Annotated in this window: 20 protein-coding genes; 4 read left to right on the forward strand and 16 right to left on the reverse strand. The window is 32.9% G+C overall.

The window, feature by feature from the left end; genetic code table 11:
• Positions 1 to 143: 143 nt before the first annotated feature.
• Both C3729_RS05765 and C3729_RS05770 read left to right on the forward strand, forming a co-directional pair.
• Complete coding sequence (locus C3729_RS05765; RefSeq protein WP_104793289.1) at positions 144 to 737, forward strand: hypothetical protein; 594 nt, start codon at positions 144 to 146, stop codon at positions 735 to 737.
• Positions 738 to 848: 111 nt separating this feature from the next.
• Entirely contained in the window at positions 849 to 1,679 is an 831-nt protein-coding gene (locus C3729_RS05770; RefSeq protein WP_104793290.1) for an alpha/beta hydrolase family protein, read from the forward strand.
• A 43-nt stretch (positions 1,680 to 1,722) separates the two neighbouring features.
• Here C3729_RS05770 and C3729_RS05775 read toward each other — a convergent pair whose 3' ends face one another.
• The 16 genes from C3729_RS05775 to C3729_RS05850 all read right to left on the reverse strand — a co-directional run bounded on the left by C3729_RS05775 (position 1,723) and on the right by C3729_RS05850 (position 18,184).
• Complete coding sequence (locus C3729_RS05775; RefSeq protein ID WP_104793291.1) at positions 1,723 to 2,322, reverse strand: hypothetical protein; 600 nt, start codon at positions 2,320 to 2,322, stop codon at positions 1,723 to 1,725.
• Between the two features lie 5 nt (positions 2,323 to 2,327).
• Complete coding sequence (locus tag C3729_RS05780; RefSeq protein WP_104793292.1) at positions 2,328 to 3,149, reverse strand: flavin reductase family protein; 822 nt, start codon at positions 3,147 to 3,149, stop codon at positions 2,328 to 2,330.
• A 91-nt stretch (positions 3,150 to 3,240) separates the two neighbouring features.
• The gene (locus C3729_RS05785; protein WP_104793293.1) at positions 3,241 to 3,654 is read right to left on the reverse strand and encodes a GxxExxY protein; all 414 of its coding nucleotides are present in this window, start codon (positions 3,652 to 3,654) and stop codon (positions 3,241 to 3,243) included.
• 373 nt (positions 3,655 to 4,027) lie between these two features.
• Entirely contained in the window at positions 4,028 to 5,275 is a 1,248-nt protein-coding gene (fahA, locus tag C3729_RS05790) for a fumarylacetoacetase (RefSeq protein WP_104793294.1), read from the reverse strand.
• A gap of 105 nt (positions 5,276 to 5,380) precedes the next feature.
• A complete protein-coding gene (gene hppD, locus C3729_RS05795; protein ID WP_104793295.1) occupies positions 5,381 to 6,511 on the reverse strand; it encodes a 4-hydroxyphenylpyruvate dioxygenase in 1,131 nt (376 codons plus the stop codon).
• A 104-nt stretch (positions 6,512 to 6,615) separates the two neighbouring features.
• Positions 6,616 to 7,899 carry an acetyl-CoA hydrolase/transferase family protein gene (locus C3729_RS05800; protein ID WP_104793296.1) on the reverse strand — a complete coding sequence of 428 codons (1,284 nt, stop codon included), beginning with the start codon at positions 7,897 to 7,899 and terminating at the stop codon, positions 6,616 to 6,618.
• A 195-nt stretch (positions 7,900 to 8,094) separates the two neighbouring features.
• Positions 8,095 to 9,282: a homogentisate 1,2-dioxygenase gene (locus tag C3729_RS05805; RefSeq protein WP_104793614.1), complete on the reverse strand. Its 1,188-nt coding sequence runs from the start codon at positions 9,280 to 9,282 to the stop codon at positions 8,095 to 8,097.
• A gap of 111 nt (positions 9,283 to 9,393) precedes the next feature.
• Positions 9,394 to 9,822: a CBS domain-containing protein gene (locus C3729_RS05810; protein ID WP_165785730.1), complete on the reverse strand. Its 429-nt coding sequence runs from the start codon at positions 9,820 to 9,822 to the stop codon at positions 9,394 to 9,396.
• Positions 9,823 to 10,173: 351 nt separating this feature from the next.
• Positions 10,174 to 11,508 carry a UDP-N-acetylmuramate--L-alanine ligase gene (locus tag C3729_RS05815; RefSeq protein ID WP_104793298.1) on the reverse strand — a complete coding sequence of 445 codons (1,335 nt, stop codon included), beginning with the start codon at positions 11,506 to 11,508 and terminating at the stop codon, positions 10,174 to 10,176.
• A gap of 62 nt (positions 11,509 to 11,570) precedes the next feature.
• The gene (locus tag C3729_RS05820; RefSeq protein ID WP_104793299.1) at positions 11,571 to 12,374 is read right to left on the reverse strand and encodes a lysophospholipid acyltransferase family protein; all 804 of its coding nucleotides are present in this window, start codon (positions 12,372 to 12,374) and stop codon (positions 11,571 to 11,573) included.
• Between the two features lie 236 nt (positions 12,375 to 12,610).
• On the reverse strand, positions 12,611 to 13,240 hold the full coding sequence (locus C3729_RS05825; RefSeq protein WP_104793300.1) for an NUDIX hydrolase: 630 nt from the start codon (positions 13,238 to 13,240) through the stop codon (positions 12,611 to 12,613).
• A gap of 288 nt (positions 13,241 to 13,528) precedes the next feature.
• Positions 13,529 to 13,852, reverse strand: coding sequence for a hypothetical protein (locus tag C3729_RS05830; RefSeq protein WP_104793301.1), 324 nt, complete (start codon positions 13,850 to 13,852; stop codon positions 13,529 to 13,531).
• A gap of 135 nt (positions 13,853 to 13,987) precedes the next feature.
• A complete protein-coding gene (gene dndC, locus C3729_RS05835) occupies positions 13,988 to 15,028 on the reverse strand; it encodes a DNA phosphorothioation system sulfurtransferase DndC (RefSeq protein ID WP_104793302.1) in 1,041 nt (346 codons plus the stop codon).
• Positions 15,018 to 15,680 (reverse strand): hypothetical protein, encoded by a 663-nt coding sequence (locus C3729_RS05840; protein WP_104793303.1) that lies wholly within the window; start codon positions 15,678 to 15,680, stop codon positions 15,018 to 15,020. The genes dndC and C3729_RS05840 overlap by 11 nt, the downstream gene beginning before the upstream one ends.
• A 404-nt stretch (positions 15,681 to 16,084) precedes the next feature.
• A complete protein-coding gene (locus tag C3729_RS05845; RefSeq protein WP_104793304.1) occupies positions 16,085 to 17,641 on the reverse strand; it encodes a ribonuclease E/G in 1,557 nt (518 codons plus the stop codon).
• A gap of 252 nt (positions 17,642 to 17,893) precedes the next feature.
• The gene (locus C3729_RS05850; RefSeq protein WP_069797137.1) at positions 17,894 to 18,184 is read right to left on the reverse strand and encodes an HU family DNA-binding protein; all 291 of its coding nucleotides are present in this window, start codon (positions 18,182 to 18,184) and stop codon (positions 17,894 to 17,896) included.
• A gap of 47 nt (positions 18,185 to 18,231) precedes the next feature.
• Between C3729_RS05850 and mutY the strand changes: the two genes are divergently transcribed.
• Together mutY and gldD are read left to right on the forward strand one after the other, a co-directional pair.
• The gene (gene mutY / locus C3729_RS05855; RefSeq protein ID WP_104793615.1) at positions 18,232 to 19,269 is read left to right on the forward strand and encodes an A/G-specific adenine glycosylase; all 1,038 of its coding nucleotides are present in this window, start codon (positions 18,232 to 18,234) and stop codon (positions 19,267 to 19,269) included.
• A gap of 57 nt (positions 19,270 to 19,326) precedes the next feature.
• The gene (gene gldD, locus C3729_RS05860) at positions 19,327 to 19,881 is read left to right on the forward strand and encodes a gliding motility lipoprotein GldD (protein ID WP_104793305.1); all 555 of its coding nucleotides are present in this window, start codon (positions 19,327 to 19,329) and stop codon (positions 19,879 to 19,881) included.
• Positions 19,882 to 19,896: the final 15 nt, after the last annotated feature.

A 19,896-nucleotide genomic window follows, 5' to 3' on the forward strand; every position in this document is an offset into this window, starting at 1 on the left:
CTTTTTTCTGCGGCGGCGAAGCCGCCGCAAAAAGAGCTCAAACATACCTCTCAATCAGGGCTATAAAACCACCGAAATTTCGGCGGTTTTTTTATTCTGACGAAAAAAATTATATTTGAAATATTAAAAAAAAGAATTCTCTCATGAAAAATCTTGAAAATCTTCAAACGTATTTGCCTTTAGGGTATTTATATTTAGTCATTCTTGGAATTATTAAAGAGAGTATTCATTTTTTTCAATTGGGGATTAATATTTTGAAATATTCCACCTTGATGGACGTTCTTTTGAGTCCCATTGCAGATTTAATGTCTCATCCACTGATTTTTGTATTATTCATTGTGTTTATTGGAAGCTATTACGGTTTTCTAAAGTATGTTTACAATTCAAAAAATGAAAAATTATTCCAAAATTTCATGGGTAAAAATAAGCGCAAAGAAGATTTTACCATCCATGATTTTTACCAAAAAGTAGCAAGTATTATGATTTTTACAATGGCTTCCTTTTTTGTGGGAATAGGTTTTGCAGAAGGTAGATTCGAAGCAAATAATGCCATGGAAGGTGATTTAAAATATAATTATAAACTCAATTATAACTCTGGAGAATCAGAAGTAGTTCACTTGGTCGATAACAATAGTGTCTATTATTTTTATTTTTCAAAAGGGAATAAAAACATAAAAATAGCGCCAGTTGGAACCGTCAAAAATCTAGAAATCATAAAAAATAAAAGATTAGAATAATCAGAAACCACCGAATTTTCGGTGGTTTTTTGTTCCCCTCTTTTAGAGGGGTGGCAAAATTTGACAAAATTTTGACGAGGTGTTGCTTCTTATTTTTATAAATTTACAACTATGAAATTTACCGTAGAAAAAAATATCGTTTTAGAAAATCCTGCAACCAAATCTTTTTTGGTAGATGCTTTTGTTTCAGAAAAAGAAGGGAAATTACCACTCGTAATTTTTGCTCATGGTTACAAAGGTTATAAAGATTGGGGCGCTTGGAATTTGATGGCGGAAAAGTTTGCTAAAAACGGATTTTATTTCGTAAAATTTAATTTCTCGCACAATGGAACTTCGCTTGAGCATCCAAGTGATTTTGCAGATTTAGAAAGTTTCGCACAAAATAATTATTCTAAGGAATTGAGCGATTTAAATTTCGTAATAGAATATTTTAGCCAAGATAATCGAGTAGATGCAGAAAATATAACCTTAATCGGACATTCTAGAGGTGGCGGTATTTCCATTGTTTCTGCCTCTGAAAATTATAAAATCAAAAACCTCATCACATTAGCAAGTGTAAACACGCTGAATAGATTTCCCGTTGGTGAAAAATTAGAAGAATGGAAAAATCAAGGCGTTTATTACAATTACAACAGCCGAACCAAGCAACAAATGCCTCATCATATTAAGTTTTTAGAAGATTACTTAGCAAACGAAGATAGATTTTCTGTAGAAAATGCTGCTAAAAATTTTAAAGGAAATTTCTTAATTATTCACGGTTCAGAAGATGAAGCAGTTCCGTTTTCTGCTGCCAAAAATTTACATTCTTGGGCAGGAAACTCAGAATTAATTCTGGTGGAAAAAGGCAATCATACTTTCGGAGCCAAAGAACCTTGGTTAGATTTTAAATTACCTACTTTGCTGAATGCTGTAGTGAATGATTGTATTAAATTTTTGAAATAAAAAACTTCGCCAAAGTTTAAAACTTTGGCGAAGTTAGAGTCAATTAATTTTTTAAAATGGCATTTTTTTCAATGTCTTTAATTATTTTCTTCAAATTCTTTTTAGATAAAGTCTCTGAAGTATAATGAAAACTTGGCCCTTTTGTTTTTTCTTCGCGAGTTTGTAAAGAACTTGCTTTTTGCAAATAAATCTTTTTCATTTTTTTGATGTCATAAACTTCTATGATTGCAAAAGCTTCATTACTTGCATATCTTGTTTGTTCAGTAGGCTCTATTAATGAAAGATTATTCCTCACTTTTTTAGTATAAATGTTTACTAAATAATCAAAATCTGTAGCGTTTTTGAGTTGTTCAATTTCTTCTATTTCAGGAGAAAAAGATATTTTACCAGCTATTAAATTTTCGCTTCTTGCCTTTTCTAAAGTGTATGAGTTTCCTTTTGATAATTCATTGAATTTTTCAAAAATTTTCTTATTCAGTTCATCTCTATCATAAGAATTTAAATCTGTATAGATATTATTGATGAGCCATTTTTTATTTTGTTCAAAAACTAAATTTCTGCTATATCCATTATAATCTTGTTTAATATTTACAATACAACTTTGTAATAATAAAATCGTAAGTAGTGCTATTATTTTTTTCATAATTTTTATTGAGTTAAAACTTTCCAAGCTTCCTCTATTTTGCCTTCTAAAAGCAGTTTTTGCGCTTCTAGATGTAAATTTTCATCTGCGGAGAAATTTCCTTCTGGGAGTTGTTCTACATTCGCCAACATTCCTAAATCATTTCCTGTAAAAATGCTTGAATGTTTAATTTCTGAAGGCAATTGATCAAAGCCAATTCCTTTGGTAACCAATGGTTTTGGAACTTCGAACAGTGTTTCTGCAGTTGTTCTTCCGTACCAATTTCCGCCCAATCTAGAAACCAAATCTAGTTTTTTCTGATCTAGGTTTCCTTCTTCATTTAAAAACTCTTCTTTAATATGAATTTTTAAAACTTCGCAGATGACTAAATTTCCAGCGCCACCTTCGTTTCCAAGTGGTTTTACTTCGATGACTTTGCATTCAAAATTCACTGGTGATTCTGCAATGAGTGGTGGTTTTACCAATTCTGCTGGTTTTTTAGTTAATCCAGATTTAATAAATTCATCTACACCCGTTTCATATTCTGTAGATGAAAGTGAAACTTGCTGAACCATGTCAAAATTCACATTTCCGATCACCACTTCTGGAACTTCTAGCACATTATGAAGCGTGTCTTTTGTAGAATTATCTCGAACTCTTCTCGCTGGAGAAAAAATCAGAATCGGAGGATTAGAACTGAATAAATTAAAAAAACTAAACGGCGAAAGATTCACATTTCCGTTTTTGTCTATGGTAGAAGCCAATGCAATAGGTCTTGGAGCAACAGCCGTTTGCAAAATCATTTGCACTTGCATAGGCGACAATTCTGATGGATGGATTGTTTTCATTTCTATTAATTTCTATTTTAACACATTAGTCATATTAGAGTTTAGTTTTTTTGAAAATATTTAGAGCACATGAGTTGAAAATCAAAGATTTTCATCTAGGTAAATTTTCAAAATTTCTACTAACAAAAGTTTCCGTTCCTTCGTTATATAAATTGTAAACATTAAAATTAACTAATATAGCTTTAGGAACTTGTAATAAGTTCATATAATTCATGGTTTGTGCCTTATGAATATTATGAATGTCATTCACGGATTTTAATTCTAATACGATTAAATTTTCAATTAAAAAATCACATTTTAATTTGCAATCAATTTGTTCTCCTTTATAATTAAAAGGAATTTCTAACTCTGATTTGAAACTGATATTTCTTAAAATAAATTCTTTTTCAAGGCATTTATGATATACTGCTTCATACAAACCGGGGCCTACTAATTTGTGAACTTCTATACAAGCACCAATAATGTTATAGGTGAGTTCATTTATTATTTTTTGGGTTATTAGCATTTTAGTTTTTTTTATTTTTTTTCACTTTGAAAATATCGTTTTCAAATCCTCATGTGTTCTACATATTCTCAATTATTTATGTATATCTGATGTGACTTATGTGTTAAAATTTTACTTTTCGTGTTAAATTTAATTGAAAAATTATTTTTTTTTATTTTGAAAATATCGTTTTCAAAGCCTCATGTGTTCTAATTATTTTCAATCATTTTTCTTAATCTGATGTGACTTATGTGTTAAATTTTTCACTTTGTTAATGACATTAAATGTAAATCATTTATTTTTTCACTTTGAAAATATCTTTTTCGAAGCCTCATGTGTTCTAATTATTTTCAATCATTTTTCTTAATCTGATGTGACTTATGTGTTAAATTTTTTATTTTGCTGGCAAAACTTTTCCTCTCACTTCTCCGAAACCTACTCTTATTCCGTTTTTTTCAGAGAAACCTCTCATAATGATGGTGTCGTGGTCTTCTATAAATTTTCTTTCAGTTCCATCTGAAAGTTTCAGCGGATTTTGTCCGCGCCAAGTCAATTCTAGCATTGAACCAAAACTATTCGGTTCACTTCCAGAAATCGTTCCTGAAGCATATAAATCGCCAACTTCCACATTACAACCATTGATGGTGTGATGTGCCAATTGTTGAGTCATATTCCAGTACATGTATTTGTAATTGCTTTGGCAAATCAAGTTTTCTTCGCCGTTTTCTGGCTGTAAATACACTTCTAAGTTGATGTCGAAATTTTTATCTCCTTCAAATTTCAGATAATCTAAAACTTCAGGTTCTTGTTTTGGTGATGCAGTTCTAAAGGGTTCTAATGCTTCTAAAGTCACCACCCAAGGTGAAATAGAAGAACAGAAATTTTTCCCTAAAAACGGACCAAGAGGAACATATTCCCAACTCTGAATGTCTCTTGCACTCCAGTCGTTGAAAATCACCATTCCGAAAATCGCATCTTCGGCTTTTTGGGTAGAAATGCTTTCGCCAATTTCTGTATTTTTATTCAATACAAAAGCCATTTCTAACTCAAAATCTAATTGTTTTGAAGCACCGAAAATTGGTTTTTCTGCATCTGCAGGTTTCATTTGACCTTTTGGTCTGTGAAAATTAATTCCCGAAACCACGATAGAAGAAGCGCGACCGTGATAACCTACCGGTAAATGTTTCCAATTCGGGAGCAATGCATTTGCAGGGTCACGAAACATTTTTCCCACATTGGTAGCGTGTTCTATACTGCTGTAAAAATCAGTGTAATTCTGTACGTGAAGTGGCATCATCATTTGTACTTTATCTAAATCATAGAAACATTCTTCTATGGTTTTTTCGTCATGAGACAGCGATGAACTTTCTAATAAAAGTTCTTGAATTTTTAAACGAACAGCATTGGTTACCGGTTTTCCGAGTTCTATAAATTCATTGAGCGTATACGCTTCGAAAACGTTTTCATTTAACCCTTCTATTTCGTCAAAAAATCCGTAATCGTATAAAGTAGCGAGGTCTATCACCAAATCGCCAATTCTGGTACAACAAGCGATGTATTCTCTGTTAAAAACCGCTACACCAAAAGGAATATTATGAATAGAAAAATCTGAATTTTGTGGATAATTTATAAAAGATTTCATGTCTTAAAATTTGTTTTAAAGATATAAAAAAGCCCGAAAATAAAAGAATTTCGGGCAATATTTATGATTTGAAATAAATTCAAAAAGTTTTAAAAGTATATTTTTTTAAAGGTTGCCTCTTCTGGCTTGTTCTCTTTCTAAGGCTTCAAATAATGCTTTGAAATTACCAGCTCCGAAGCTTTGCGCACCATGTCTTTCTATAATTTCGTAGAAAAGAGTAGGGCGGTCTTCTACAGGTTTTGTAAAAATTTGTAAAAGATAACCTTCTTCGTCACAGTCGATTAGAATTCCTAAATCTTGAAGTTTTTTAATGTCTTCGTCTATTGTTCCCACTCTTTCTGGAACCATTTCGTAGTAAGCTTCTGGTGGTGCTGAAAGGAATTCTACTCCTCTCGCTTTCAATTCTGTTACCGTTTTTATGATGTCTTTAGTCGCTACTGCAATGTGCTGAACTCCTTCTCCTTCGTAGAAATCTAGATATTCTTCTACCTGAGATTTTTTCTTTCCTTCTGCTGGTTCATTAATAGGGAATTTAGCAAATCCGTTTCCGTTGCTCATTACTTTTGACATGAGTGCAGAATATTCGGTGTTAATTTGCTTATCGTCAAAACTTAAAATATTTACAAATCCCATTACTTCTTCGTACCATTTTACTACAGGAATCATTCTGTCCCAACCTACATTTCCTACGCAATGGTCTACATAAAGCAATCCACAATCTGAAGGATTATAATCTGATTCCCATTTTTCGTATCCTGGCATAAATGGGCCGTTGTAATTTTTTCTTTCGATGAACATGTGAACGGTTTCGCCGTAAGTATAAATTCCAGACATTTTTACTTCCCCGAATTCATCTTTTAGCGTTTTGGGTTCCATGTAAGGTTTTGCGCCACGATTTGTGGTTTCTTCGAATGCTTTGTAGGCATCATCTACCCAAAGTGCAAGAATTTTCACTCCATCACCATGTTTTCTTTGGTGCTCACAAATTGGTGAATCTGAAGATAAACCTGAGGTAAGTACCAATCTTATTTTACCTTGTTGCACTACATAAGAAGCTCTGTCTCTTACGCCAGTTTCTGGTCCTGCATAAGCTACGCTCTGAAAACCGAAAGCAGTTTTGTAATAATGGGCTGCTTGTTTAGCGTTTCCTACATAAAATTCTATATAATCTGTTCCATTTATTGGAAGAAAATTCTCTGCCTGCGCTATTTTTTCGGCAAAAGTAAGTGTGCTCATTTTTCTCTTTTTATTTGGAGTTTGTTATGTGCCAAATTACAAATATTGTGTGATGCGGACAAAAAAAATCAACAAAACCTATCTTTTTGATAGGTTTTAATAGTTTACAATGCGTGTGATTTAAATCGTTCGAAGCAGAATTTGTCTAGCATTTCTCTGTCATCAGGATGGGCAATGTCTATGAGAAGTTTTGCGCGCTGTCTCATGTTTTTTCCGTAAAGATAAGCTACTCCATATTCTGTTACCACATAGTGAATATGACCTCTAGTTGTTACTACACCAGCTCCTTCTTTTAAGTAAGGAACAATTCTAGGAACTCCTTTTTTGGTTCTAGAAGTAAGGGCAATAATAGGTTTTCCACCTTCAGAAAGTGCAGCCCCACGAATAAAATCCATTTGTCCGCCAATTCCTGAATATTGATAAGTGCCAATAGAATCTGCACAAACTTGACCTGTTAAATCTACTTCTATAGCAGAATTGATGGCTACTAATTTTTTGTTTCTTCTAATGATAGATGGATTGTTTACATGAGTTACATCCATAAACTGAAAAGAAGGATTATTGTCGATAAAATCGTATAATTTTTTTGTTCCAAAACAAAATGCAGTAATGGTTTTGTTGAGATGCGTTCCTTTATATTTATTGTTTACTACGTCATTCGCAACTAAATCTATAATTCCATCACTAATCATTTCCGTGTGTACGCCTAAATCTTTGTGATTGTGAAGTGAACTTAGAACCGCATCTGGAATGGTACCAATTCCCATTTGAAGCGTAGATTTATCTTCTACCATTTCGGCAATGTATTTTCCGATGGTTCTTTCATCATCAGAAACTTTCGCAGCGTAATCTACCGTTAATAAATCGGTTTCATGCCACACCATTTTATCAATTCTTTTTACATGAAGCATAGAATCTCCTAGCGTTCTTGGCATTTTAGGATTTACTTGTGCAATCACATATTTTGCAGAATCTACGGCACTTCTCGCTACGTCTACAGAAGTTCCCAGGGAACAATAGCCGTGCTGATCTGGTGGTGAAACCTGAATAATAGCTACATCTAACGGAAGAATATTGTTTTTAAATAAAATAGGAATTTCACTCAAAAAAACGGGAACAAAATCTCCTCTGTCACTGTTTACCGCTTCTCTTACTGGTGCCGAAACAAAAAGAGAGTTGATGTAAAAACTGTCTCTATATTCTGGTTTTGCGATTTCTACTTCACCTTGAACGGTGATGGAAACCACCTCTACATCTCTTAATCTATGGGCTTGTTTTGCTAATTCCGAAATCAAATAATTAGGAGTACAAGCACTCCCGTGAAAAAATATTCTTTGGTTGCTCTGGACAAGTGATAAGGCTTCTTCTGCCGTGACGTAATTATACATAATATAATCGTTTTTATGTTTCTAAACTTTTCAATTTTCTCTGTTTCCCAAAGTTACATTATTATGAAGAATGTACAAGATGAGATTTATCAAATAAAGTTCTGGTTTTTTGATAATATTGACCTGTTTTTGTGCTAAAGTGCATAAAAATAGGAATTTTTAACCCATAAAATTTTTAAATGTTTATTCGGGATTTTACTCTTGACTTCTGTCGTGTAAATAATTTTCTTCGGTGTCTAACCAACTGGTAGCGTAGGATTTATCTTCCACTTTCATCGCTTCTTCTGTAATTTTCAGTGGTCTGAAAGGATCTACCATTACCGCATATTCTTCGGTGAATTTTTTGCCAATGCTTCTTTCCATTGCGCCAGGATGAGGTCCGTGGACAATTCCGCCAGGATGAAGCGTAAAATCCATTAAGTCAATATGATTTCTGCTCATAAAATCTCCTTCAGTATAGAAAAGAACCTCGTCTGAATCTATATTCGAGTGGTTATAAGGTGCAGGAATCGCTTGAGGATGATAATCGTACATTCTCGCCACAAAAGAACAAATCACAAAATTATGCGCTTCAAAATTCTGATGAATCGGTGGTGGTAAATGCACTCTTCCAGTAATCGGTTCAAAATTTTTGATGTTAAATTTATAAGGATAGAAATAACCGTCCCAACCTACCACATCAAAAGGATGTGTAGCGTAAAAAAAATCCCAAATCAGGTTTTCTTTTTTTACTTTAATGAGAAATTCTCCTTTTTCGTCTTTGGGTTCTACAAAAGTGGGAGCGATAATATCTCTTTCGCAAAAAGGGGAATGTTCCAGTAATTGCCCGAACTCATTTCTGTATCTTTTTGGCGTATAAATCGGGGAGTGTGCTTCTAAAAAGAACAATACATTTTCTGTAGTTTCTAACTCTACTTGATAAATCGTTCCTCTTGGAATGATAAGGTAATCTCCTTTTTCGAAATCTAAATTTCCTACAAAGGTTTTCAGTGTGCCTTTTCCTTCATGTACGAAAAGCAGTTCGTCACATTCTGCATTTTTGTAAAAATAATCAGTAGATTTTTTTGGCTTTGCCAAGCCCATTTTTAAATCGTTGTTTAACAACAAAACTTTTCTACTTTCTAAATAATCATTTTCGGGAGTGACTTGTACACCTTTAAACATTCTCGGCGTGATGTTTCGGTCTACTGCAATTTTGGGAGTAACATCTTTTGGCGTTCCAATAGATTTAATCTGTGTAGGTCTGTGAATATGATACAGTAACGAAGAGATTCCGTGAAAACCTTCAGTCCCAAAAAGCTGTTCGTAATAGAAATTCCCTTCCTCGGATTTAAAAATGGTATGCCTTTTTTGCGGAATTTTTCCTAATGTGGTGTATCTCATTTCTACTGGTTTTCTGATTTTCCCAAATATAATAAAATTTAGAAATCTCACTCCATAAAAAACTCCCGATGGATTTCGGGAGGAGAAATGGTATTAGTTCAGTCGAAAAATTTAAGTGTTGATATAGTGGGTAAGATTTTCGATGACGTCTTTTTGGTGCAATAAAACTTCGTCTAGAAGGTCTTTTACAGAAATGAGACCGATGAGTGTTTCGTTTTCTACCACAGGCAAATATCTCACATTGAGTTGAGTCATGATTTCCATACATTTTTCGATGGGGTCATTTTTAGAAAGTTTTGGGAGGTCTGTTCTCATAATTTCTCTTACCGCAAGTTCCTTAGAACTTTTGTTGAGGAGCACAACTTGGCGTGCGTAATTTCTCTCCGAAAGAATGCCGAGATATCGTATTCCATCCATTACAATAACAGAGCCTATGTTTTTGTCTGCCATTAATTTTAAAGCTTCGAAAACGGTTTTTTCAGGTTCGATGATGGCGAGTTCTCTTGATTTTCTATCAAGAATGTGTTTTATAGTTCTCATATTCATGTGGTTTTAGTGTGTTTCTAAAATTAATAAAATATTTTGAATATGAAATAGTTAGCGAAAAAAAAATCTGAAATTTTTGAGAAAATATTTTGCTAGAAAGTACTTAAAATGATGAAAACTTATCTGCTATTGCGATGTACATAGTTTGTGTAATCTTTTTGTAAAACGCAAAGAATTTTTAATGATTTTCTGGCAAGTTTAAGTGAGCAAGGTTGACGAATCAATTCGTTTTTTAAACGTAGGTTTAATCCAATTCGCTAGCGAATTTTATCTTTGTTTGATTATTTTTTTACTTTAAAGTTTTAAAACCTTTGCGTTTCAAAAGGATGAACGATTGATTTTTATTTAAGTCAAGGAAATTCCGCCAAGATTTCCGCTGCTCATCATCAGGAAAGCAGCATTTGATTTTTCTAGATTTTGCCAAAAATTTTTCAAATCATCCGCATTGGTAAAAACCTGTAAATTTTCCTTCCCGAAAGATTCTTTAATCAATTCAGGCGAAATGGGAGTCATATTTTTAATTTTCAAAGCTTCCAAATCATAGAAAACTACCGCTTCATCAAGTTGGGCTAAAGTATTTTTGTATTGAGGCAAAAACGCTGGATTGAGAGAAGAGTAGGTGTGAAGTTCTAGAACGCCTATTTTCTTCATGGCAGGAAATTGTTCTGCAAAGGCTTCTACAGATGCTTTTACTTTGCTTGGTGCGTGTGCAAAATCTCTGTACAAAATCACATCATCATTTCTTTTTACCTTTTCTAAACGTTTTGATGCGCCAGAGAAACTCATCATGGCTTCGTAGAAATCTTCGTCTAGAATGCCCAATTGATTACAAATAAGCCTTGCTCCTTCTAAATTCAGTAAATTGTGCTTTCCGAAAATTTTAAGCGGAATTTGCCCCATTTCTGTCTCTACGGAAGTTTTTCCGTTTTTGGTTTCGTAGTTGGGCGTTTTGTAAGGCATTTTTCTGAAATAATTCTCCGCTTCATCTACCAATTTTGCTAAGTTTTCGTCTTCTTCATTGTACACTAGAATTCCACCAGAAGTAATATTTTTAATGAAATTTCTGAAAGCGTCTACATATTCTTTCTCCGTTTTGAAAACATTGATATGATCCCAAGAAATCCCAGAAATCAAAGCAATATTCGGGTGATAATGTAAGAATTTCGGACGAGAATCTATCGGGGAAGAAAGATATTCATCTCCTTCTAAGATAATGAAATCATTCTCTGAAGAAAGGTTTACCATGCAATCAAAACCTTCTAGCGGTGCTCCTACCATAAAATCTGTGTCGAAATGATGGTATTGCAACGCATGAAGAACCATCGAAGTAATGGTAGTTTTCCCGTGAGAACCTGCAATCACCACTCTGGTTTTTTCTTTGCTCTGTTCGTATAGAAATTCTGGATAAGAATAGATTTTGATGCCCAGTTCTTGAGCTTTCAAGAGTTCTGGATTCTCTTTTTTGGCATGCATGCCTAGAATGACTGCGTCTAGATTTTCAGAAATTTTCTCAGGAAACCAACCTAAACTTTCAGGAAGAAGTCCGTTTTTTTGCAATTGAGAAAGAGAAGGTTCAAAAATAGCATCATCTGAACCTGTGATTTGGTAACCTTTATTTTTGAGTGCTATGGCAAGATTGTGCATTGCAGCACCGCCAATCGCAATGAAATGAATGTTCATGTTTTAATTAAAATTAAAAAGAGCCAGGTGAAAAGAGCCAAGTAAAATTTAATAAAATAATTTTACTCGTCTTTTTTCTCTTGTTTTTTGCGCTCCTGATATTCTTTGTCATAATCGTGAAGCACGTTATGTTCAGGAGTTTGCTCGATGGCGTGCATAATTTTGTAAAGAATATCTTCCGCCTTTTCGTTGTCGTAATCTATATCTAATGGAGCTTTAAATTGCATGGTAGGTTCTACACCTGTCACTTTTACTCTCAATCCTTTTTTGTCAAAAGCTCTACGGAAACCATTGATTTTGATAGGAATAACGATAGAACGTTGTTGCTGAACGAGTTTAGCTGTTCCTTTTCTACCTTGTGCAAAAGCAGAAGTAGTTCCTTGCGGAAAAGAAATTACCCAACCATTATCTAGCGCTTTCAGAATATTTTCTACTTCTTTTAAATCTACCATTCTGTTTACATTTTTTCCTTCGGCGCGCCAAGTTCTTTTTACGGTAACAGCTCCTGCCAATTTAAAAATTCTTGCCAAAATCCCTTTATTCATGGTTTCTTCTGCAGCTACGTAGTAGAAATCTACTTTTGGATTCAGCAGGTAAACAGGATTTTTGATGGTGTTCATATATCCGTTATTCACGGCACAGAAAACGTGGTACATTGCTGCTACATCAGCAAAATACGTTTGGTGATTAGATACAAATAGCACATTGTTTTTCGGGAGGTTTACCAAATGCTCGGTTCCTGTAATTTTCAACTTGTTGAACCCATTAAATCTTCTGTAGGAAATCATTCCCAAGATGAAGATGATAAATCTCTTTAAAAAGTAAATATTCCCGAAAGAATCTGTAAAAATGCTTTTCTTCGCCATTTTCAAGCAGCTATTAAGCTCGATTTTTATTAAACACAAATGATTTTTCTGCGCTATTAATTTTTAACCGAAAAAGTGACAAAAGCTATATTTGTTTTAAAGTTTCCTAAAATGAAAAAGATTAAACAATACTTTTTCTTCTTTTGAAAGACTTATTTTCAAGCTTTTCTTTTGTGGCTTTTGTGGTTTAAAAATTTTTTGATAATGAATTAAACATCAAAATGCAGATTGCAAATTTAAACATTTTTTAGCAACTCGTTCAATTCACTCAAAATCATAGAAGTGGCGCCCCAAATTTTGTGGTTTTGGAAATCAAAATAAGGAACTTTATATCCATTGGTTCGTGGCAATTCCATGGTTAGAGGTGGTTTTGGCAAATCTCGAATCACGGAAAGCGGAACTTCTAAAATTTCTTGAACTTCTGTTTGTTGGTGATTAAAATCTGGCCAATTTTCGGTGTAAGACAGAAAAGCATACACGAAAAAATTACTTGGCGGAATATAAATAGGAGAGAGTTCTCTCACGATTTTGATTTGAGACATCGTTACGCCAATTTCTTCCCAGGTTTCACGGATGGCAGTTTCTGCAAAGTCTGCATCGGTGTCATCTTTTTTACCACCAGGAAGCGAAATCTGCCCAGAATGTCTATCATTCTCATTGTGCGTTCTGTGGATGAGCGGAAAGTGCCATTCTCCGTTTTTGGGATAGAGTAAAATATTGACGGCGGCGTATTTAGGGTTTTTGGCCAAAATTTCTTCTTGCGTGAGCAAAGAACGATAAGGTGGCGCATAATCTTTTTGCGCATCAAAACCGCCCAACTCTGCGTCTTGCAACTGCTGTAATAGTATTTCTAAAGAATTTTGCATTGCTCAAAAATAGGGAATTTTTAGCAGAGCTTGTTTTAAAGGATTGTTAAATGTTGATAAGATTTTGCTCGAGTCAAGTTAGGGTCTGAGTTGAGTTTCCTTTTACATTTGTTCGTGGTTTGTTCGTGATTTAGGGTACTTTTTCGAGGCTGATTCGAAGGAAACACGAAGGAACCACGAACAAACCTCAAACTTGACTGCTCTTTAACCCGAATTAGAGTAGAAGTTCTTATAAAGAAAAAACCTCTGCGAAAGCAGAGGTTTTGGTTTTTTATTGAAACTTACGGATTATAAATCTGAATCATCAGATATGATAGACCAATTATCTAAAAGAGTAACGTATTTTTCTGTATAGGCACCAGCTTCTCCATCAATTGTTAAACTAGCAACTTCTAAATCAAGAAACAAATCTTTGATTGTTTCTAATTCATCATAGGTTAGATTTACTTTATAATGGCTAGTTGTTTTGTCGTCTTTTTTGTTATGTAACTCAGGTTTTTTTATTTCGTTATATTTCAATATTCTTTCCAGTTTTTTGACAAGATTTATATTGCCAACTTTATTTAACTCTTTTATGGCTTCAGATATTGAATAGTGATTTATAGTATTCATTTTTTTTTCAAAAAAGTTATTTTTGACCTGTTTTTTTGATTAAGAATGCTTTAAAAATGCTTATTTGTATTGGTTAAGTGAAACTCACGGATTATAAATCCGCGAGATCGGGTTAAAAATCTGGGAGTTTGGGGATTATTTTTCAAAATATTTCGGATTATTTATATCTAAATCCCATAATTCATAAATTTTATTTAGTTCTTCTTTATCAATTAATTTAAAACCTGATTTTTTTTCTACTTTCTTTAATTTTTTAAGAATTAATTTTCGAGCTTCAAGTGTAAATGGTCCTAAACCTACAATTCCATTTCTTCTCTTTTGACATCTAAAATTTGGATTGTCTCTAAATTCATAAATCCAATTTCTGAAATTATATAATTCAATTAATTCATTGTAGCCATTTGATATCATATTTTTTACGGATTTATCTTTCCGAACTACTGTACATGTCCAACAACCAAATCTTGAACTTCCACAAGATTTGTCTTTCTCTGATTTTATTGCAGTACATTCGGATTCAGCATCTTGGTAAATTTCTCGTATTTTTTTAAAATCTATGCTTTTAGGGCTGTCTAAATTTAATATAGTTATCCAAACATCCTCCAAACTATGGTTTATAATAGGAGAAAATATTAATCTGTTTTTAGTTTTATTTTGCTTTAAAAAATATTCGTTTTCTGTATTGTGTTTTGATATGGTTCTGTCTCTTTGTTCACTTTCGGTCTTTCTAATGCCTAATAGAATTGTAGATTTTCCTTTTTCCTTTATAAATTCATTAACTGGATTAATTCGTAATTTATCTGTGCACCATCTAAAAATATTAGTGGGTGTTGGATAACCTCTTCCAATTACTTTTACAAAAAATCTATCTTCAATTTTTGGTTTAATTATTTTAAATATGAAAGGCAAATTTTTTAATTCATTTTCAATTCTTAACTTATCATAAGTTTCATATACATAATTTGTTACAATTGGGTTTTCTATACCAGTATCACAATATAAAACATATATTTTTTTGTGATGGTTTTCAACTTGTAACATTGCGTTGAATGTTAACTTTAAAACGGCAGAAGAATCTTTTCCTCCACTATAGCCAATATACCAAGGAGTATTATCTTTCAAATACTCTTCTTTTATTTTATCAATGACATTTGAATTAAGTTCTTTACAATACATTATTTTCAGAAAGAATTTTATCGATTATATTTTTTACATCCATTATATGGTTAGTTTCGATAAACTCAATTTGAGAATTAGAAATTTTGATATGATTTAAGAATGCAACAAAATGAAAACAAATTGAAGCAAGAGCAATTAAAAGTAAGAAAAAAGAAAGTGTGCGTAAATCATCTGTATTTGTTGAATTAAATAATGTAAAAATTAGAATAAAAATAGAGCTTAAAATGCTAATTATAAAAGTATCTGCAAAAGAAGTCCATAAAAGTCCATTGAAATACACATTTTTACCTTTTGCGCTTAATGATGGATCGCTATCAATTATTTTATAGAAAACATTTTTCAATCTATCTTTTTTAAATAAATATTGAGTTTGAGTAGCACTTAAATTTCCAACATATAAATTCATTATATTTCTTTTAATATTTAAGTCAATTTGTTTATGTGTATAGTTTGTTATTAAAAATCTAATATTGAAAGTTTGATAAAGTGCACCAAACACCAAAGCTACAAAAAGAGGAATTGAATATTCAGAGAAATCTAAATCACCAAATTTTTTATCAGTAATGATTTGAATAAAACAATAACTAATAATAACTATTATGATTCCAGGTATTAATAACCTTAAAAATTTAAGAGTACTTTGTTCCATTATAATTTATCATTTTTAAATTAGACTGATTTAGATTAAATTAGCGCCAACTCATAAATACACGTAATAATATTTTTACAAATAATTGATTGTAATAGTTTACTAAATAAAATCAAGTAGAAAAACATTTAATTTGTGCAATTATGTTTCATGGTATTAATTTCCCACTAAATTAAAAAATATTTCAATATAGCAATTACGGAAAACCGTAATTTGCTAAAAATCATGTAAACTATTTAAAACACCCCTCTAAAAGAGGGCAACCTGCGTATGTTTTAATGGTGAGCAGTTTATAAACAAAAAAATCGCTGCATTACTGCAACGATTTTATAATTTTTTAGAAATTTTCTTCCTCTCTAACTCTCCTAAAGGAGAGCACCGAAAATTTCATTTGTGATTACTCATTAATTAGAGTAGCTGATGAGTTCTTTTTTGTCTGCATCATAGAGTCTGTACTCCAGATATTTAAAAGAATCTCTTGGGATAATGGTTACCCATTTTTTGTACTTGATAAACCATTTCATTTGTTGGCTCATCAATCCTTTTGTAAGATATGCTTCTACAAACGGATGCGTGTGTAGGTATAATTTGCCCTTGTTTTTGGTAAAGAAATCTTTGATGGTTTCTTCCATGCGTTCTACCACAAAAATAGGAGCCAAGATTTCGCCGTCTTTGTTCGGGTTTTCTTCTTTGGTGTCTATTTGTTTTTCTGGTCTTACACGTTGTCTGGTGATTTGTATCAAACCAAATTTACTAGGCGGTAGGATTTTGTGCTTTGCTTTGTCGCGTTTCATTTCTTCGCGCAAGTGTTCGTAGAGGTCTTTTCTGTGGTCAGGATTGGGCATGTCTATAAAATCTACCACAATAATTCCTCCCATATCTCGCAGTCTGAGTTGTCTTGCAATTTCTGTAGCAGCCATTTTGTTCACGTTTAGGGCGTGTTCTTTATTGGCAGTGCCAGAAGAAATGTTGTTCCCCGAGTTCACGTCTACTACGTGCAGCGCTTCTGTGTGTTCTATCACGAGGTAAGCACCTTTAGAGCTTGGGATGTTTACGTGTTTCCCAAAAGATTGTTTCAGCTGTTTTTCTACATTGTAATATTCCAGAAGTGGAATGTGAGAATCATAAAATTGTACAATGTTTTTGCGTTCTGGAGCAATGACTTCAAGGTAATTTTTCATATCGTTTACCATTTGTTCATCGTCACAAATGATAGAAACGAAATCTTGATTGAAATTGTCTCTCAAAATAGCCGAAGCTTTGTCTTCTTCACTAAGAACTTTGGCAGGCGTTTTATTTTTTTGGATATTTTTGAAGCAAACGTTCCATTTATCAACCAATTGGTTCATGTCATTATGGAGTTCTGCAACTTTTTTTCCTTCTGCTACAGTTCTGATGATTACACCGAAACCTTCAGGCTTTATACTTTCTATAAGCGTTTTGAGCCTTGCTTTTTCTTCGGCGCTTTTAACTTTTTTAGAGATAGAAACCTTATTATCAAAAGGGATAAGTACTAGAAATCTACCGGTTAAAGAAATCTGGGTAGAAATTCTGGGCCCTTTAGTAGAAATAGGTTCCTTGGTAATTTGCAATAAAACTTCGTCTTGAGCAGCCATCACTTTGTCTACAGTGCCGTGCTTGTCTATTTCTGGCTGAATTTGGAAGTTTTTAAGCGAAGAAGTTTGTTGTCTTTTGGATACCGTATCCTGTAAAAACTTGCGATAGGTAAGATACTGTGGACCGAGATCCTGATAATGCAAAAAAGCATCTTTCTCGTAACCTATATTTACGAAAGCAGCATTGAGATTAGGAGCTAATTTTTTAATTTTTCCCACAAAAATATCGCCTACTACAAAATCTGTATTCTGCTTTATCTCGTGGAGCTCGAATAATCTACCGTCTTCAATAAGGGCAATTTTAGAAGCATCATCTTCATAAGAGATTATTAATTCTTTCTTCATTTTCTAAAATTTCTTTTTAAAGTTTTTAATTAAAACAAAAATATAGTTAGTGCTCATTATAAAGATAAAAACACCAACTATATTATATTGTATCTAAACAGAAAAGATTATTTTTTCTTATGTCTGTTTGCTCTTCTTCTTTTCTTTCTTTTGTGGGTAGCCACCTTGTGTCTTTTTCTTTTCTTTCCGCTTGGCATAGTTAGAAATTTTTAAAAGTTAATATTTGAATTTTTTTTGAACCTAATTTATAAATTATTTTACAGCAACCTTAGTTTTAACTTTTTCTACGAAAGTTTTAGAAGGTTTAAAAGCTGGGATGTTGTGAGCAGGAATGTTGATAGCTGTATTTTTAGAAATATTTCTACCTGTTTTTGCTGCTCTGGTTTTGATTACAAAAGAACCGAAACCTCTTAAATATACGTTATCTCCATTATACATAGAAGTTCTGATCTCCTGCATAAAAGCTTCGATAACTTTTTGTGTATCATTTTTTTCTATTCCTAATTTGCTTGAGATGGTGTTTACCAATTCTGCCTTTGTCATTTCCTTTTTTGTTTTTATTTTTGGTGTGCAAATATAAAAAATATTTTTTGAAAAAGAAGAACAAATATACTGATTTTCTAAACATTGGTTTAAAACTCTTGAAATGGTATGATTTGAATGCGAGAGATTTACCTTGGCGAAAAACGAAAAGTCCTTATCACATTTGGGTCTGCGAAATCGTTTTACAGCAGACCAGAGTAGAGCAAGGCAAGAATCATTACCTGAATTTTGTAGAAAGATTTCCTACGGTAGAATCATTATCCAGTGCAGAAATAGACGAAGTTTTACTCTATTGGAAAGGTTTAGGCTACTATTCCCGAGCGATTAATCTGCACAAAGCAGCTCAACAAGTGATGGAAGATTTAGGAGGAGCGTTTCCAGACTCCTTTTCTGAAATTTTAAAACTAAAAGGCGTGGGAAAATATACTGCAGCTGCGGTTTCTAGCATTTGTTTTGAGGAAAAAGTTCCTGCCATTGATGGAAATTTCTACCGAGTGTTGAGCAGAGTTTTTGCGGATGATTTTGATGTTTCCTCGCCAAAAGCGTATGCTTATTTCTATGAATTGGCTTTACTCATTATGCCTGAAGAAAATCCGGGGAACTTTAACCAAGCGATTATGGATTTGGGTTCAGAAATCTGTAAGCCTAAAAATCCACAATGTGAAATCTGTCCTATTCAGGAAAATTGTTTGGCCTACGAAACAGGAAAAGTGCTGGATTTCCCTGTGAAATCTAAAAAAGTAAAAGCGGTAGATTTAAAATTACACTATTATTATATAATGTATGAGGATAAATTCCTCATCAAACAGCGAGATGATTCCTTTATTTGGAAGAAATTATATGATTTTCCCGAAAGTATTTCTCAGGAATTGTATGGTGATATAGTAGAGGAAAATACAGTGCATCATAAACTTACGCACAAAAATCTTAAAATCAGTATTTCTAAGGTGATTTTGCAGGATGAAAAAGTTTTTGAAAACTACGCTCAGAAGCATCAATTGCAGATTACAGATTACGAAAATTCTCATCAGAAGTCTTTTCCGAAACCTTTAGAAAATTATTTGAAGAAAACGTTTGAAAATTAAATCTTTAAACTTGATTTTCGAGAAAATTCTTCCACAAAAAATTCTTACTTTTGCAGAATGTTTAAAAAATTAGCAGTCATTTTGTTAGCGTTTTCTGCATTGGCTTGTAGTGAAGAAGCAAAACCTAAACCCAAAGGTGAATTGCGTCTAGAATATCCACAGCCTCATTATCAAGCGTTTACTAATCCATGTGCTTATACTTTTGAATATTCAGATTTTGCAGCAATAGCAGATGCTAAACAAGCATGTTGGTATAATTTGCGTTATCCCAAAATGAAAGCCAATGTTTTCATTACGTATTTTCCGGTGAAAAATGATTTTGATGCGCACGTAAAAGAAGTAGAAAAAATGGTTTATGGACATACCATTAAAGCTTCAGCTATCGAAACCAAGTCTTTTTCTTATCCAGAGAAAAAAGTTTATGGAAATGTGTATGAATTAAAAGGAGAAAGTGCTTCTAATATTCAGATTTTTATCACAGATAGCACCAGACATTTTGTAACCGCAAATTTATATTTTAATACAAGACCAAAACCAGATTCACTCGCACCAGCAGTAGATTATATTAAAAAAGACTTGCTGCACATGATTGATACTTTCCAGTGGAAGTAGTTTGAGTGGGAGAGT

The sequence above is a fragment of the Cloacibacterium normanense genome, from assembly GCF_002943105.1.
Lineage (GTDB): Bacteria > Bacteroidota > Bacteroidia > Flavobacteriales > Weeksellaceae > Cloacibacterium.